The organism is Nonomuraea longicatena (genome assembly GCF_039525605.1).
Taxonomy (GTDB): Bacteria; Actinomycetota; Actinomycetes; order Streptosporangiales; family Streptosporangiaceae; genus Nonomuraea; species Nonomuraea longicatena.
In genome coordinates this window covers 26,778-42,144 of sequence record NZ_BAAAHQ010000039.1, presented here as the reverse complement: position 1 = coordinate 42,144, position 15,367 = coordinate 26,778, and the positions used below count along the sequence as shown (strand labels likewise).

Genomic DNA, 15,367 nt, shown 5'->3' with positions numbered 1-15,367 from the left:
CCGGGCAGGGCGACGGCGTGCCCGCGGTCTATGGCTTCGAGTGGATCTTCGACTGCAGGAGGACTGGCGCGACCACACCCACCTATGTGTATATTTTCCGTCAATAGGTGACTTTAGCGGGAGATATTTCATGCACTCCTTCCCCAAGGTGCTCTTCGACGAGGCCCACAGCGAGTCGTGGACGATCCGGCGCGACGTCGCCGAGGCCGTGAACCCCGGCCACCCCGACGACAACAGCTACGCCCGTGCCGCCGCCCTGCTGCGCCACCTGGGGCACACGGTCACCGCCCACACCGACGGCCCGCTGGACCCGGGAACGCTCAAGAGCCAGGACGTCCTGGTCATCGCGCACCCCTCGGGCGAGCGCTGGGAGCGCACCACCGGCACCGGCAGCCCGGTCTTCACCCCCGCCGAACTCGACGCGATCACCGACTACGTCGCGGGCGGCGGCGGCCTGGTGGTCCTCGCGGAGGAGGAGCAGGACAAGTACGGCAACAACCTCGCCGACCTGCTCTCCCGCTTCGGCCTCGGCATCACCCACACCACCGTGCGCGACCCCGGCAACGCCCACCGCGACGTCGCCACCTGGGTCCTCGCCGACCCGGCCACCGGCGACGGGCTGCTCGCCGGGGTGGGCCGCGCCTGCTTCTATCGCTCCGGCGTGCTCACACCCGCTGAGGGCGCCACCGTCCTGTTCGCGACCTCCCCGGCCGCCGCCCCCGCGCGGGCGCCGCTCGCCGTCGCCGTCGAGTACGGCAAGGGCCGCGTCGTCGCCTTCGCCGACTCCGACCTGTTCGGCGACGACTCCATCGACGACTACGATCACCGCAGGCTCTGGGGCAACGTGGTGACCTGGGCCGCCCGCGTCCCCGGCGACGAGCGCGGCGCCACCGCCCGCGACGCCGCGAAGGCCGAGGGCTTCACCCGCCTCAAGGACCTCGTGGAGGAACTGCGCCCCCTTCAGATCAAGGACGGCTCCGTCCCCGCGCAGAAGGAGCGGGCGGGCGAACTGGTCGCGGCCATCGCCGACCAGGTCGGCACGCTGGCGCCGCACTTCCCGCACGACGCCGCCTACCTCGCCGCCGTGCAGGCAGACCTGCGCGCCTGGACGGCGGGCGGCCTCGGCGTGCCGGACTTCCTCGACTCCCTCGAACGCTTCCACCCGGACACCCAGCGCGTGGACGGCCTGGAGCACCTGGTCGTCTTCCCGATGTACACCCAGAACGGCAACCTCGACCGCAACCTGGAAGCCGTCTGGATCCGCACCATCTGGCCCGACTGGCTGGCCAGGCTGGAGGCGGGCGGCTACGACAACCCGATGTTCGTGCCGATCGCCTTCGAGGACTTCACCTCGGGATACGACACCCACTCGGCCGTGCTGTTCCCGGAGACCGTCGCCGTGCGCCAGGCCCCGGCCCGCTTCACCTGGGGCGGCATCTTCGCCGACCGCGAGGCCGCACGCTTCCGCGCCGTCGCCTCCGCCGCGGCCGCCACGCTCAAACTGGACCTGCCGCCGGACGCCGCCCGCCTGCTGGCCTCGCAGCGCCTGGCCCAGGACACCTTCGTCATGTGGGACCTCATCCACGACCGCACCCACAGCCACGGTGACCTGCCCTTCGACCCGTTCATGATCAAGCAGCGGATGCCGTACTGGCTGTACTCGCTCGAAGAGCTGCGCTGCGACCTGACCGCGTTCGGCGAGGCCGTACGGCTGGAGCGCGAAGGCGTCCCGCACGCCCGCTACGTCCAGCACGCGGTGCTGTTCGACCGGCTCTTCCGCTTCCCGATCACCGGCGACAGGGTGCGCAACTACGACGGCCTCGGCGGCCAGCTCCTGTTCGCCTACCTGCACCGCAACGACATCGTGCGCTGGACGGACAACCGGCTCGCCATCGACTGGGACCGGGTCGCGGACGGCGTCGCCGACCTGCGCGGCGAGGTCGAGAAGCTCTACCGCGACAGCATCGACCGCTCCAAGCTCGCCCACTGGCTGGCCGCTTACGACCTGGTCGGCGCCTATGTCGAGCCGAACCCGGCCTCCACGTGGGCCAAGGGCGTGCAGGCGCTTCCCGAGGAGCAGAAGGCCAAGGTCGACGCGGTATTGTCGGATGAGTTCCCCCTGAGCATGTTCTATGAGGCGTTGCGCCGTAAGCTCGCAGACGTCGTCGAGTCGACCAAGGGGATCCGCGCATGATCGTCCTCATCACCGGCGCGGCCGGGCCCACCGGGCAGGCCGTGGCCGAGCACTTCACCGAGCAGGGCCACACCGTGATCGGCGTGGACAAACAGCCCGCCGACGGGGTGATCGGCCTCGACCTGCTCGACCGCGCGGCCGTGGAGGCCCTCGCCGCCCGGGTGAAGGCCGAGCACGGTGGCGTCGACGGCGTCGTCCACCTCGTGGGCGGCTGGCGCGGCGCCAAGGACTTCGCCCACACCGAGCTCGACGACTGGAGCTTCCTGCACGACCTGCTCGTGCGCACCCTCCAGCACGTGTCGCTGGCCTTCGAGCCGCTGCTGCGCGACAGCGCGGACGGCCGGTTCGCGATCGTCTCCGCGAAGGCCGCCGAGCACCCCACGTCGGGCGGCGCCTGCTACGCCGCCGCCAAGGCCGCCGCGGAAGCGTGGACCATGTCGCTGGCCGACTCCCTGCGCGGCACCTCCTCCGCCGCCGTCATCCTGGTGGTGAAGGCACTGGTCAACGACGCCATGCGGGCGGCCAAGCCGGGCGCGGCCTTCGCCGGGTTCACCGACGTGCGCGACCTGGCCCAGGCCGTCGCCGGCCTCTACGAGCGCCCGGCCTCCGAGATCAACGGCACCCGATTGGACCTCACCACGTGACACCCCGGCACGACCCCGACCTGAAGGCGTTCGCCAGCGACAACTACGCGGGGGTGCACCCCGAGATCCTCCAGGCGATCGCCGAGGCCAACGGCGGCCACCAGGTCTCCTACGGCGACGACGTCTACACCGAGGCGCTCCAGGACGTCTTCCGCCGCCACTTCGGCGACTCCGCCACGACCTACCCGGTCTTCAACGGCACCGCGGCCAACGTGGTGTCGCTGCGTTCGATGCTCCAGCCCTGGGAGGCGGTCGTCTGCGCGGAGACCGCCCACATCAACGCCGACGAGGGCGGGGCGCCCGAGGTCGTCGGCGGCATCAAACTGCACACCGTGCCCACGCCGGACGGCAAGCTCACCCCCGAGCTGATCGACCGTCAGGCGTGGGGCTTCGGCGACGTGCACCGCGCCCAGCCCAGGGTGGTGTCGATCTCCAACTCCACCGAGCTCGGCACCGTGTACACGCCGGAGGAGGTGCGCGCGATCTGCGACCACGCGCACGAACGCGGCCTGCTCGTGCACCTCGACGGCTCGCGCCTCACCAACGCCGCCGCCGCGCTGGAGGTGCCCCTGCGCGCGCTGAGCACCGACGCGGGCGTGGACGTCCTCTCCTTCGGCGGCACCAAGATCGGCCTGCTGTACGGCGAAGCCGTCGTCGTCCTCAACCCCGAGGCCGCACGCGGCGTCGACTACATCCGCAAGACCTACATGCAGCTGTCGTCGAAGATGCGTTTCGTCTCCGCCCAGTTCGAGGCGCTGCTGTCGGGCGAGTTGTGGCTGCGCAACGCCCGCCGGGCCAACGCCATGGCCGCCCGCCTGGCCGCGGCGGTGGAAGAGATCCCCGGCGTGCGGCTGTCACGTCCGGCGCAGGCCAACGCGGTCTTCGTCGTCCTGCCGCCGGACGTCACCGGGCGCCTGCAGAAGCGCTTCCGCTTCTACACCTGGAGCGAGGCCACGGGCGAGGTGCGATGGATGTGCTCCTTCGACACCACACCGGCCGACGTCGACGCCTTCGCCGCCGCCGTGGCGGAGGAGATGGCGGGCTAGAGCCCGGCCGTGTGGTGGTGGGGGATGTCCCACACCGGAGGCAGGTCCGGCGTCGCCCAGGCGGGGTCGGGCCTGAAGTCGGTCCACCGGCCGTCGAACGGCGGCAGCCCCAGCTGGGCGGTGGAGGCGAGTTCCCTGGCCCGCAGCCGGATCTGGCGGGCCTCCACCGCGCTGCACAGCCCCTGCTCGACGACGGCGCGCAGTTCGTCCTCGTCCTTCCACGCGGTGGTGCGGTCGGGGGTGATGAGGATGTCGAGGATCCGGTCGGCGGTGTCGATGCCGTAGACCGGGTCCGGCTCGGCGGTCTCCCATCGCACCCGGGGCGCCTCCAGCGTGCCGTACCAGCGGGAGAAGGTGCCGTTCTCGTGGAAGAACCAGGAGATCGACCAGTCCCGGTCGGGCGGGACGAGCCGCAGGACGCCGGGACCGCGCCACACCCCGAGTTCGCGCAGGGCCGGAATCGTGAACCGCTCCTCCAGCTTGATGTCCTTGAGTTGCCCGCCGCTCGCGGGGCAGGTGCTGATCTTCGGCGCGCCCGACGGAATCCACAGCGCGAGTCCGTCGGGTGAATCCTCCACGACGATTCCGACGTCGACGAAACGCGCTTTTCCATTTCTTCCGTAGCGATACAGCACGGTTGACCCGGATTTCCAGCTACGTACAGGAACCATGATGAACTCCCAGCCTGGAATGGGAGCGAGGGAGCTCCTGACCGTACTCCCTCGCGACACAAGGGACACGGGAAAGGTCGTTCCCCGGATTCGGTAATTCGCCGGGCCGGTGCGCTTGTATTTGCGGACCCGGCGTTCTTGTGGAACGCCCCTCAGCCCTTCGCGCACCGCCGTATCCCGGCCAAATCCACACAATATGTATTGTCATCGAGGCTGTCAAGGTTTCTGCCACCGAAAAGTCGAGACAGAACGCCGCAGGTCAAAGGCATCATAAAGGCGAATGCGGGCGCCGTTTAACGCGTTTTTCGGTCGCCGTTCACGCGGTCGCCGAGAATTGCCGCCGTGAATTAGGCCGGACCCGGCCGGAGCGCAGGTCCGAAAGTGCCAGCCGGGCCGCGTGGAGCCCGCCCATGCCGTGCGCGCCGCCGCCCGGAGGGGTCGCCGCCGAGCACAGGTACACCCCCGGCAGCGGTGTCCGCCACGGCGTCGCCGACCACACCGGCCGCCGGAAGAACTGGCCCAGCGAGGCGGCCCCACCTCCGATGTCGCCGCCGACCAGGTTCGGATCGAACCGCTCCAGGGCGGAGGTGGTCATCGTGTGCCGCGCCAGCACCCGGTCACGGAAACCGGGAGCGTACCGTTCGATCTGCGCCTCGATCGCGCCGGTCATGTCCACCTCGGAACCGTTCGGAACATGGCAGTAGCCCCACAGCGTGTGCCCGCCGCGCCCGGCGTCGGCGGCGTACGGCTGCACCAGCAGCACGTACGGCCGGGGCGAGTGCCGCCCGGCCACCGTCTCGGCCTCGGCGAGCGCGATCTCCTCCAGCGTCCCGCCCAGATGGACGGTCCCCGCCCCCGCCACGGCCGGATCGCGCCACGGCACCGGCCCGTCCAGTGCCCAGTCGAGCTTGAACACCCCCGGCCCGTAGCGGTAGCGCCCCAGCCGGTCGCGGTAGCCCCTGGGCAGGTCGGCCATGGACCGCAACTGGCGCGGCGTGACGTCCAGCAGGACGACGGGCGCGTCGAGTTCGCGCAGGTCGCGCACCCGATGCCCGCTCACGGTCGCGCCGCCCGCCGCGCGCAGGCGCTCGACCAGCGCGTCGGCCAGCACCTGCGAACCGCCTCTGACCAGCGGCCAGCCCACCAGATGCGCGGTGGCGGCCAGCAGCAGGCCGTACCCGGCGGTGATCGGGGACCTGAGGTCGAGCACCGAGTGCGCGGCCATGCCGGCGAGCACCGCCCGCCCCTCGACGGTCCTGAACAGCGTGCGCCCGAGCACGGTCGCGGGCAGCGCGCCCAGTGCGCCGAAACGGGCGGCGGCGAGCGGCGCCCGGGGCGGGCTGAGCGGCGACAGCAGGGTCTCGACCAGCGGGAACCCGGCCCGCGCCGTCGCTCCGACGCTCGCCAGCCAGGCCCGCCCGTCGCGGCCGAGCCCCTGCGCGGTGCGCTCGGCGTCGCGGTGGACCAGGACGGCGGGCCGGTCGTCGAGCGGGTGGGCGGCGGGGACGGGCGGATGGGTGAACTCGACCGGCAGCGGGCCGAGCCTCCGGAAGGCGGGGGAGGCCAGCGCCATCGCCATCACGGTCGCGCCCAGGTCGTGGACCCGGCCGGGCAGGGTCAGCTCGGCCGAGCGGAGCCCGCCGCCGAACGTGCCGGCGGCCTCCACCAGCAGCACCCGGAGCCCGGCGGAGGCCAGGGTGACGGCACCGATCAGTCCGTTCGGGCCGGAGCCCACCACCGCCGCGTCGTATGTCACAAGATCGACGGTAGCGGCTGCGCCCCTCGGTGGCGGAGAAGGTCGGTCATCAGCTTGATCTCGCCCTTCTGGCTGTCGACGATCTTCTGGGCCATGTTCATGACCTCGTCGCGGGTGGACAGCGGCAGGAGCGCCTCCGCCATCTGCACGCCGCCCTCGTGGTGGCGGATCATCAGTTGCAGGAAGTACACCTCGGCGTAGCGGCCCGTGAGGCCCTTGAGCCGGGCGAGCTCCGTGCGGCTGGCCATCCCCGGCATCACGCCGACCTGCGGCGGCTTCGGCTGCCTGCTCGCCTGCGGGGTCGGCGGCGCGGTGGCCGCCTGTGAAGCCTCGGCGGGCGACGGCTGCCCAGTGGCCTGGGCAGTGGCCCGTGCGCCGGCTTGCTCGCTCGGCCGCGCCGTGGGCTGCTCGGTGGTCTGCGCTCCCGAGCGCCCTGCCGACTGCCCTGCCGACTGCCCTGCCGACTGTCCGGCCGATTGACCCGCCGACTGCGACGGCTGCGCCGTCGCCCGGCCGGAAGCCTCCGGGGAAGGCCGCCCAGTCGGCTGCCCAGTCGGCTGCGCGGCCGGCCGCCCGCTTGGCTGCCCGGTGGGCTGCACAGTGGGCTGCACAGAAGTCTGTGCTGCGGGCTCCTCGGTGGACCGCATCGCGGACTGCGCCACAGTCTGCTCCGGCGGGCGGCCGACCGGCAGTGCGATCGCGTCGGTGTCGTCGGCGGGCTGCGACGGCTGCTGGGCGGCGTGCCCGTGGCCGGACATCCAGGCCATCGGCCGCAGATCCGTCGTCTGGGGCAACCCCCACTGCTGCAGCCAGCCCAGGAACATGCCGCGCTGGTTGGCCTGCGTGTAGATGATGTCGAACGCCAGATTACGGATATCGGGGGTCGTGGTCGTCTTGTCGCGGATCGTGAACGACATGGTGACCGCCTGCGCATGGTGGGCCGCCATGTCACGGGCGAAGCCGGCGTCCGCGGAGGTCTCCGACGGCGTACCCGTCCGGCCGGTGACGAAGAAGGCGGCCCCCGCGAGGGCGACGATCGCCACGGAGAGGAACACGAGCTGCTTCTTGAGGGAACTGTCCATGTCGTTTTACAGCCTACCCACGGAAGGTGTGAGCCCGCCGTTAAGCTTCTTATTCTCCATATACGTCCGGAGGGCATAGGCTGACCCGCAGTTGGCACCCCGATGGAGGATCGATGTCGAAGGAGAAGTCGCAGGCGCGGCGCGAGCATCTGGACAAGATGCGGGCCGTGCAGAAGCGAAAAGAGCGTCGCAGCGCACTGCTCATGTGGGGAGCCGGAGGCGCCATCATCGTGCTGCTCGTCGGGGTCGTCGGCTTCTACCTGGTCCGGGAGTCGGCGGCGACGTCGCTCGACGGGGTGACGAAGGTCAAGTACGAGGCCGGCCAGCACGTCTGGGAGAAGGTCTCGTACAAGGAGACGCCTCCCGTCGGCGGTGAGCACAACACCTACTGGCAGCAGTGCGACATCTACGACAAGCCAGTCCACCCCGAGCACGCGGTCCACTCGCTGGAGCACGGCGCGATCTGGATCACCTACCAGCCCAACCTGCCCAAGGACCAGCTCGACAAGCTGCGACAGGTGGCCGAGAGCACGGGCGACCGCGAGTACATCCTGATGAGCCCCTTCGAGGGCCTGTCCTCGCCGATCGTGGCCTCCGCCTGGGGCAACCAGCACGCCTTCCAGAAGGCCGACGACCCCAAGCTGCCCGCCTTCGTCAAGAAGTACCAGAACGGCCCCGACACGCCTGAGCCCGGCGCCCTCTGCGGCGGTGCGAACGCGATCACGACCACGGCCGACCAGCAGCCGCTGCCGCCCGCGCCCCAGCAGGCGCCGCAGCAGCCGTCCACGGCCCCGTCCGCCTCGCCGTCCGAGTCGAAGAAGTAGTCGGAGAAACAGGGTCCCTCAGCCCAGCACCTCCACCAGGGGCACCCACCTGAGCCCGTGCGCCTCGCCCACGGGCTCGCTGGTGAGGTGTCCCTCGTGCGTGCTGAGGCCGAGCGCCAGCGCCCGGTCCTCGCGGGCCGCCCGCGCCCAGCCCTTGTCCGCGATGGCCAGCGCGTACGGCAGGGTGACGTTCGTCAGCGCGTACGTCGAGGTGTTCGGCACCGCCCCCGGCATGTTGGCCACGCAGTAGAACAGCGACTCGTGCACCCAGTACGTCGGGTCGGCGTGCGTGGTCGGGCGTGAGTCCTCGAAGCAGCCGCCCTGGTCGATGGAGATGTCCACGAGCACCGAGCCCGGCTTCATGCGGCCGACCAGCTCGTTGGTCACCAGCTTGGGCGCCTTGGCGCCCGGCACCAGCACCGCCCCGATGACCAGGTCGGCCTCCAGCACGGCGTGCTCGATCTCCAGCGTGTTGGACGCCACCGTCTGCAGATGCCCCTGGTAGATCACGTCGGCCTGGCGCAGCTTGTCGATGTTCAGGTCGAGCAGCAGCACCTCGGCCTGCATGCCGAGCGCGATGGCGGCGGCGTTCATGCCGGACACGCCCGCACCGATCACCACCACGTTCGCCGCCCGCACGCCGGACACGCCGCCCATGAGCACGCCTCTGCCGCCCTGCGAGCGCATCAGGTGGTAGGCGCCGACCTGGGGGGCCAGCCGGCCCGCGACCTCCGACATGGGCGCCAGCAGTGGCAGCGCCCCGCTCGGCGCCTGCACGGTCTCGTAGGCGATGCCCGTGACGCCGGAGTCGAGCATCGCCCTGGTGCACGGCTCCGAGGCCGCCAGGTGCAGGTACGTGAACAGCACCTGGCCCCTGCGCATGCGGTGGTACTCCTCCGCCACCGGCTCCTTGACCTTCAGGACCAGCTCGGCCGCGCCCCAGACGGCGTCCGCGTCCGGCAGGACCGTCGCGCCGGCCGCCTCGTAGTCCGGGTCGGGGATCAGGGAGCCGACGCCAGCGTCGCGCTCGACGTAGACCTCGTGCCCGTGGCGTACCAGCTCATGCACGCCCGCAGGGGTGAGAGCCACACGGAACTCGTTGTTCTTGACCTCGCGGGGAACGCCGACCTTCATGACGACAACTCTCGTTTCACCGCACTTCCCGAGTCATCGCCATCGTGTAAGCGTCGTCCCATTCTTCAGCACACAGTCCAGAAAAGCCGGACGGGCCGCGACGGATTACCCCGCTTCCACGGGACCCCGATAAGCTCACCGGCAGTCCGGGACAGCCAGGATGGGCAGGATGGGACAGTCGTCCATGACCATGGAGAACCAACCGGTCGCCGACCAGCCGGAGGAGCCGCCGGAGCAGCGGGCCAGCCGGCTCACCACGATCGTGCTGATCGTCTCGCTCGTCCTGGTGATCGTGATTGCGGGTGTGCTGGGCGCGGTCGCGGTGATCATGACGAGGAGCCCCGACACCCCGCTCCTCGGCGCCAAGGCGCCGCAACAGCTCGCCAACCCGATCCACTTCGCGCCCGTCCGCGACGAGCGCACCGCGCCGTGTCCCGACGCCGAGGCCGCGCTCGACGAGCAGCAGACCACCTGCTACCTGCTGGAGGACGGCGTCACGGTCAAGTCCGTGCAGCGCATCGAGGCCCTGCGGCAGCCCGACGGCACCTACGCGGTCCGCATCGCGATGGCGCCCGCCTTCAAGGAGCGGGTCTCGGCCATCGTGCACGAACTCGCCGGTGCCCAGCGGCAACTCGCCGTCGTGACGCTGCCGGGCAACACCGTGGTGGCGGCTCCGTTCGTCAGCGAACCCATGAGCGGCGACAGCCTCAGCCTCGCCCCGATGACCAAGGCCGACGCCGAGGCGCTGGCCGCCAAGCTCATCGGGGGCGCGGGCGGGCCGGCGCTGTCCACCCGGCCGCCGGCCACCGACCCGACCGGCGCCCCTCCAGTCGGCCCCCCGCCGACCGGCGGCATCCCGGTTCCCAGCTCCGGCGCCCAGGTGCCGGACACCGGCAGCACCGCCCCCGTCGGTCAGCAGCCCGTGGGCGGCCGGCCGACCGGTGGCACCCCGACGTCCGAGCTCACCGCCCGCGACCAGAAGTACGCCGACTGCAAGGCGGTCAGGGCGGCGGGGCGCGGCCCCTACACCAAGGGCAGGCACCCGGAGTTCCACTACTACGAGGACGTCAACGACAACGGGGTGGCCTGCGACTCCGGCGACGTCTAGACGGTCAGCCCGCCGAGCCCGAAGTACAGGGCGAAGATCACCGACACGACCCACAGCAGCCACGGGATCTCGGAGAAACGGCCCTTGGCCGCCTTGATCAGCGTGTAGGCGATGACCCCCGCGCCGATCCCGTTGGTGATGCTGTAGGTGAACGGCATCAGGGCGATGGTGAGGAACGCCGGGATCGCGAAATCGATGTCGTCCCACGGCACCTTGCGCGCCTGCGCCATCATCAGCGCGCCCACCAGCACCAGCGCGGGCGTCGCCGCGGCGGGCGGCACCACGGCGGCCAGCGGCGTGAACAGCAGCGTCAGCGCCAGCAGCGCGCCCGTCGCCACGCTCGCCAGGCCGGTGCGCGCCCCCTCGCCGACACCCGTCGCCGACTCCACGAAGACGGTGTTGGCCGAGGCGCTCAGCGAGCCGCCCACCACGCCCGCGACGCCGTCCACGGTCAGGATCTGCGCCAGCCTCGGCACCCGGCCCTGTTCGTCGACCAGCCCGGCCTCGTCGCTGACGCCGATGATGGTGCCCATCGCGTCGAAGAAGCCGGACAGCACCAGCGTGAACAGCACCACGGTCGCGGTCAGCACCCCGGCACGGGCGAACCCGCCGAACACGTCCACCTGCCCGACGAGCCCGAAGTCGGGTACCGCGATCAGCGACTCCGGCAGCGTCGGCACCACCAGGCCCCACTCCTTCGGCGGGACGGTGGCCAGCGCGTGCACCGCGATCGCCGCGATCGTGGCGACCACGATGCCGATGAGGATCGCGCCCGGCACCCTGCGCACGTACAGCACGATCATGAGCAGCAGCCCGAAGCAGAACACGGCCATCGGCCAGGTGCCCAGGTGGCCGTTCGGCCCCAGCTGCAGCGGCGTGCCCACCCCCCGGGTCACGACGCCGGAGTTGACCAGCCCGATCAGCGCGATGAACATGCCGATGCCGACGCTGATCGCGTGCTTCAGCGCCAGCGGGATCGCGTTCATGATGAGCGTGCGCATCCCGGTGACCGCCAGCAGGATGATCACCAGTCCGCCGAGCACGACCAGGCCCATCGCCTGGGCCCACGTCATGTGCGGCGCCGCCTGGTAGGCCACCACGGCGTTCAGCCCGAGCCCGGCCGCGAGGCCGAACGGGGCGTTGCCGACGAAGGCCATCAGCAGCGTGCACAGCGCCGCTGCCAGCGCGGTCGAGGTGGTGAGCTGGACGATCGTGAGCCGCGCGTGCGTGACGTCCTCGGCCGCCGCCAGGATGATCGGGTTGAGCAGGATGATGTAGGCCATCGCCATGAAGGTGGTGACGCCGCCCCGCACCTCGCGGCCGACGGTGGTCCCCCGCGCCGACAGCCCGAACATCCGCTCCAGCACGGCCCGCCCCCCTATCGCGACCGAGGGGGATAGCCGGTTGCTACCCGTCGGTGGAGCCGGTCACTCCTTCTCGTGGCGCCCGCCGCCGACCAGCTCGACGAACTCCTCCAGCCCGATACGCCCGTCGCCGTCGCTGTCGGCCGACCTCACGAACAGCTCGATCTCGTTCCTGTCGAGACCGCGCGTGCCGAGTGCCGCGTTGACCCGGTGGATCTCCTCCACGGTGATGAGCCCGTCACCGTCACTGTCGAAACGGGCGAACTCCGCCCGCACCTCGTCTGCGATGTTTCCCATTCGCCCAGGTTAGCGAAGGGCGATGTCCTCCGGCCGGACGGGCACCCGGGTCAGCGGCAGCCCGGTGGCGTCCCGGACCGCGGCCGCGATGGCGGGCGTGGACGACAGCGTGGGCGGCTCGCCCGCCCCCCGCAGCCCGTACGGCGCCGCCGGATCCGGATACTCCAGGATCCGGAGCCTCATGGGCGGCATGTCGAGAATGGTGGGCATCAGGTAGTCGGTGAACGACGCGTTCAGCACCCGCCCGTCGCGCACCTGTATCTCCTCCATCAGCGCCAGCCCCAGCCCCTGCGCCGAACCGCCGTGGATCTGCCCCTCCAGCGCCTGCGGGTTCATGATCCGCCCCACATCCTGCACGGCCGCGAGCTCCACCACCTTCACCAGGCCCAGTTCGGTGTCCACGTCCACCACGGCCCGGTGCACGCACAGCGCGAGCTGCGTGTGCGAGTCGCCCTGCCCCGTCACCGGGTCCATCGGGAACGTCGGCCGGTGCCGGTACTCCCGGGTCTCCTCGATCGGCCCGAACTTCTCCAGCGCCTCCCGCGCGGGCAGCCCCTGGAAGCGCTCCCGAACCGCCTCGCAGGCCGCCTTCACCGCGCCGCCCGTCACGTACGACTGCCGCGACGCCGACGACGAGCCCGCCGACCCCACGGCCGTGTCCGCCGTCGCCACCGTGACCGCGTCGACGCCGAGTTCCGTGCGCGCGATCTGCGCCTGTACGGTCACCAGCCCCTGCCCCACCTCGGCGGCGGCGGTGTGGACCGTCACGTGCGGCTCGCCGCCGACCAGTTCGGCGCGCACCCGGGCCGTCGAGTAGTCGTCGAAGCCCTCGGAGAAGCAGATGTTCTTGATGCCGACGCCGTAGCCGACGCCGCGCCGTACGGACTCGCCCCGGGTGGTCTGGGAGACGCCGCCGGGCAGTTCACGCAGGTCGCCGCCGGTGGGTCCGGGCATGGGCATCTCCTCCAAAGTCCGCAGCATCTCCGCCAGCGGGGCCGGTGAGTCGATGACCTGCCCCGTGATGAGCCGCGAGCCCTGTGACACCGCGTTGCGCACCCGGACCTCCACGGGCGACAGGCCGCACGCCGCCGCCAGCCGGTCCATCTGCGACTCGTAGGCGTAGCACGCCTGCACCGCGCCGAAGCCGCGCATCGCCCCGCACGGCGGGTTGTTGGTGTAGACGCCGGTCGCGACCACCCGCACGTTCGGCACCTCGTACGGCCCCACCCCCAGCGACGCCGCGTTGCCGACGACGGCGGGGGAGGAGGAGCAGTAGGCGCCGCCGTCCAGCAGGATGTCGGCCTTGACGTAGACGAGCCTGCCGTCGCGGGTGGCGCCGTGCTCGTAGCGCAGCACGGCGGGGTGCCGGTGGACGTGGCCGAAGAACGACTCCTCCCGGCCGTACACGATCTTGACGGGCCGGTTCAGCCGCAACGCCAGCATGCAGGCGTGCGCCTGCATCGACAGGTCCTCGCGGGCGCCGAACGCGCCGCCGACGCCCGACAGCGTCAGCCGCACCTTCTCCGGCGGCAGGCCGAGGCACGGTGCGAGCTGGTCGCGGTCCACGTGCAGCCACTGGGTGGCGATGTACAGATCGACGCCGCCGTCCTCCGAGGGCACCGCGAGTCCGGACTCCGGTCCGAGGAACGCCTGGTCCTGCATGCCGACCGTGTACTCGCCGCGCACCACCACCTCGGCCGTGAAGGTCTCGCCCCTGACGACCGGCTGCCTGCGGACCACGTTGCCGCCCGGCTGCACCCGGGGCGCGCCGGGGTCGCCAGCCGCCTGGCGCGGATCGGTCACCGCCGGGCGCACCTCGTACTCGACGACGACGGCCGCCGCCGCCCGGCGCGCGGTCTCCGGATGGTCGGCCGCCACCAGCGCCACCGGCTCGCCCTGGTAGCGCACCTGGTCGATGGCGAGCACCGGCTGGTCCTTGTGCTCCAGACCGTAGAACTTCTCGCCCGGCACGTCCTCGTGCGTGAGGACCGCGTGCACGCCGGGGATCCGCAGCGCCGGGCCCACGTCGATGGACCTGATCCACGCCGACGCGTGCGGGCTGCGCAGCGTCGCGCCCCACACCATGCCGTCGAGCCACAGGTCGGAGGCGTAGGCGAACTCGCCCGTCACCTTCAGCGCCGCGTCCGGCCGCCGCGCGCTCTCCCCGACACCCTGGCGTACGGCGCCGACAGTCTCCGTCATCCTCCGAGTACAGCACCGGCCCCCGGCACGCTCTATGCGCGGCAGGTGAAATCGAGGTCAGCGCTTGGCGCGCCCGGTTGTATATTCCTCCAAGTGCGCATCAGTGACCTGCTGGCCATCGACGACCTCGGCTTGCGGCTGCTGACCGGCGACCCCTCGCGCGAGTTCGGCACCGTGCACATCACCGACCTGCCCGACCCCGGCCGCTATCTGTCCGGCGGGGAACTCGTGCTCACCGGCCTGATCTGGCGTCAGGGTCCCGCCGACACCCCGCGTTTCGTCGCCGCCCTGCGCGAGGCGGGGGCCGCCGCGCTCGGCGTCGGCCAGGCGTGGCTCGGCCACGTGCCCGGCGACCTCGTCGCCGCCTGCACCGCCGCCGGGCTGCCGTTGATCGAGGTGCCCACCGCCGTCTCCTTCCGCACGATCGGCGAACTCGCCGCCCCGCGCCTGTCCGGTGACGTCCGCGAGGCGCTCGGCCGGCACCGGCGTCTCGTCGCCGCCGTCGCGGAAGGCGCCGATCTGCCCGAACTGGTCGCCCTCACAGCCGCCGAACTCGGCGTCACCGGCGCCGTAGTCTCCGCCTGCGGCGATCTCGTCGCCGGCGAGGCCGACGATCCCGTCCGGCTGGCCCGCGCCTACCTTGCCGCCCCCCGCCTGCCGGTCGTCAGCGGCGGCCGCACCCTGTTCGCCGTCGGGCGCGGCCACCGCGCCGCCTCCTGGGTCCTCGCCTGCGACGGAGATCTGCTCGACCGGGCCGACCTCGGCTACGAACTGGCCGCCTGCGTCGCGCTCGAACGCATCCGCCTCGAAGCCGGGCGCCGGGTCGAACGCCGTCTGACCGGGGAACTCGTCGCCGCCGCCGTCGCCGAGGCCGACGCCGCCGAGCTCAATGCCAGGCTCGGCACCTGCGGCGTCGACGCGGCCGAGCCGTACACGGTGGTGAGCGCCACCGCCCTGCTCGACGGCCCGGCCGCGCGGCGCGGACCCGGTCCTGCCGCGCTCGGCGGCCAGACACTGGAGGAACTGCTCTCCCGCGAGGTCGTGG

General features: G+C 71.7%; 13 protein-coding genes. 6 read left to right on the top strand and 7 right to left on the bottom strand.

Annotated elements, in window-relative coordinates:
• The first annotated feature begins 130 nt into the window (after window positions 1–130).
• From ABD120_RS30510 to ABD120_RS30500, 3 genes are read left to right on the top strand one after another with little or no spacing between them, the layout of a single operon-like run.
• Window positions 131–2,194: a DUF6421 family protein gene (locus tag ABD120_RS30510; protein ID WP_343953631.1), complete on the top strand. Its 2,064-nt coding sequence runs from the start codon at window positions 131–133 to the stop codon at window positions 2,192–2,194.
• Window positions 2,191–2,838, top strand: a complete 648-nt coding sequence (locus tag ABD120_RS30505; RefSeq protein WP_343953630.1) for an SDR family NAD(P)-dependent oxidoreductase — start codon at window positions 2,191–2,193, stop codon at window positions 2,836–2,838. The genes ABD120_RS30510 and ABD120_RS30505 overlap by 4 nt, the downstream gene beginning before the upstream one ends.
• Window positions 2,835–3,884: a threonine aldolase family protein gene (locus tag ABD120_RS30500; RefSeq protein WP_343953629.1), complete on the top strand. Its 1,050-nt coding sequence runs from the start codon at window positions 2,835–2,837 to the stop codon at window positions 3,882–3,884. The genes ABD120_RS30505 and ABD120_RS30500 overlap by 4 nt, the downstream gene beginning before the upstream one ends.
• Here ABD120_RS30500 and ABD120_RS30495 read toward each other — a convergent pair.
• The 3 genes from ABD120_RS30495 to ABD120_RS30485 form a co-directional block, all read right to left on the bottom strand.
• Complete coding sequence (locus ABD120_RS30495; RefSeq protein WP_343953628.1) at window positions 3,881–4,462, bottom strand: ribonuclease FAU-1 family protein; 582 nt, start codon at window positions 4,460–4,462, stop codon at window positions 3,881–3,883. The two genes, ABD120_RS30500 and ABD120_RS30495, sit on opposite strands and share 4 nt — an antisense overlap.
• A gap of 409 nt (window positions 4,463–4,871) precedes the next feature.
• Window positions 4,872–6,311 (bottom strand): phytoene desaturase family protein, encoded by a 1,440-nt coding sequence (locus tag ABD120_RS30490; RefSeq protein ID WP_343953627.1) that lies wholly within the window; start codon window positions 6,309–6,311, stop codon window positions 4,872–4,874.
• Window positions 6,308–7,393 (bottom strand): DUF305 domain-containing protein, encoded by a 1,086-nt coding sequence (locus tag ABD120_RS30485; protein WP_343953626.1) that lies wholly within the window; start codon window positions 7,391–7,393, stop codon window positions 6,308–6,310. Before ABD120_RS30485 ends, ABD120_RS30490 begins: the two co-directional genes overlap by 4 nt.
• A gap of 113 nt (window positions 7,394–7,506) precedes the next feature.
• Here ABD120_RS30485 and ABD120_RS30480 point away from each other — a divergent pair, with 113 nt between their 5' ends.
• Entirely contained in the window at window positions 7,507–8,217 is a 711-nt protein-coding gene (locus ABD120_RS30480; RefSeq protein ID WP_343953625.1) for a thioredoxin-like domain-containing protein, read from the top strand.
• Window positions 8,218–8,235: 18 nt separating this feature from the next.
• Here the strand turns inward: ABD120_RS30480 and ald are convergent, their stop codons facing one another.
• On the bottom strand, window positions 8,236–9,351 hold the full coding sequence (ald, locus tag ABD120_RS30475) for an alanine dehydrogenase (RefSeq protein WP_343953624.1): 1,116 nt from the start codon (window positions 9,349–9,351) through the stop codon (window positions 8,236–8,238).
• 169 nt (window positions 9,352–9,520) lie between these two features.
• Between ald and ABD120_RS30470 the strand changes: the two genes are divergently transcribed.
• The gene (locus ABD120_RS30470) at window positions 9,521–10,459 is read left to right on the top strand and encodes an excalibur calcium-binding domain-containing protein (protein WP_343953623.1); all 939 of its coding nucleotides are present in this window, start codon (window positions 9,521–9,523) and stop codon (window positions 10,457–10,459) included.
• Here the strand turns inward: ABD120_RS30470 and ABD120_RS30465 are convergent.
• The 3 genes from ABD120_RS30465 to ABD120_RS30455 are packed head-to-tail and all read right to left on the bottom strand — an operon-like array spanning window position 10,456 to window position 14,322.
• Window positions 10,456–11,826 carry an NCS2 family permease gene (locus ABD120_RS30465; RefSeq protein ID WP_425564069.1) on the bottom strand — a complete coding sequence of 457 codons (1,371 nt, stop codon included), beginning with the start codon at window positions 11,824–11,826 and terminating at the stop codon, window positions 10,456–10,458. The two genes, ABD120_RS30470 and ABD120_RS30465, sit on opposite strands and share 4 nt — an antisense overlap.
• Window positions 11,827–11,886: 60 nt before the next feature.
• Entirely contained in the window at window positions 11,887–12,120 is a 234-nt protein-coding gene (locus ABD120_RS30460) for an EF-hand domain-containing protein (protein ID WP_343953622.1), read from the bottom strand.
• Window positions 12,121–12,129: 9 nt separating this feature from the next.
• Entirely contained in the window at window positions 12,130–14,322 is a 2,193-nt protein-coding gene (locus tag ABD120_RS30455; RefSeq protein ID WP_343953621.1) for a xanthine dehydrogenase family protein molybdopterin-binding subunit, read from the bottom strand.
• Window positions 14,323–14,415: 93 nt separating this feature from the next.
• Between ABD120_RS30455 and ABD120_RS30450 the strand changes: the two genes are divergently transcribed.
• The coding region (locus ABD120_RS30450) for a PucR family transcriptional regulator ligand-binding domain-containing protein (RefSeq protein ID WP_343953620.1) at window positions 14,416–15,367 on the top strand (952 nt) is incomplete at its 3' end.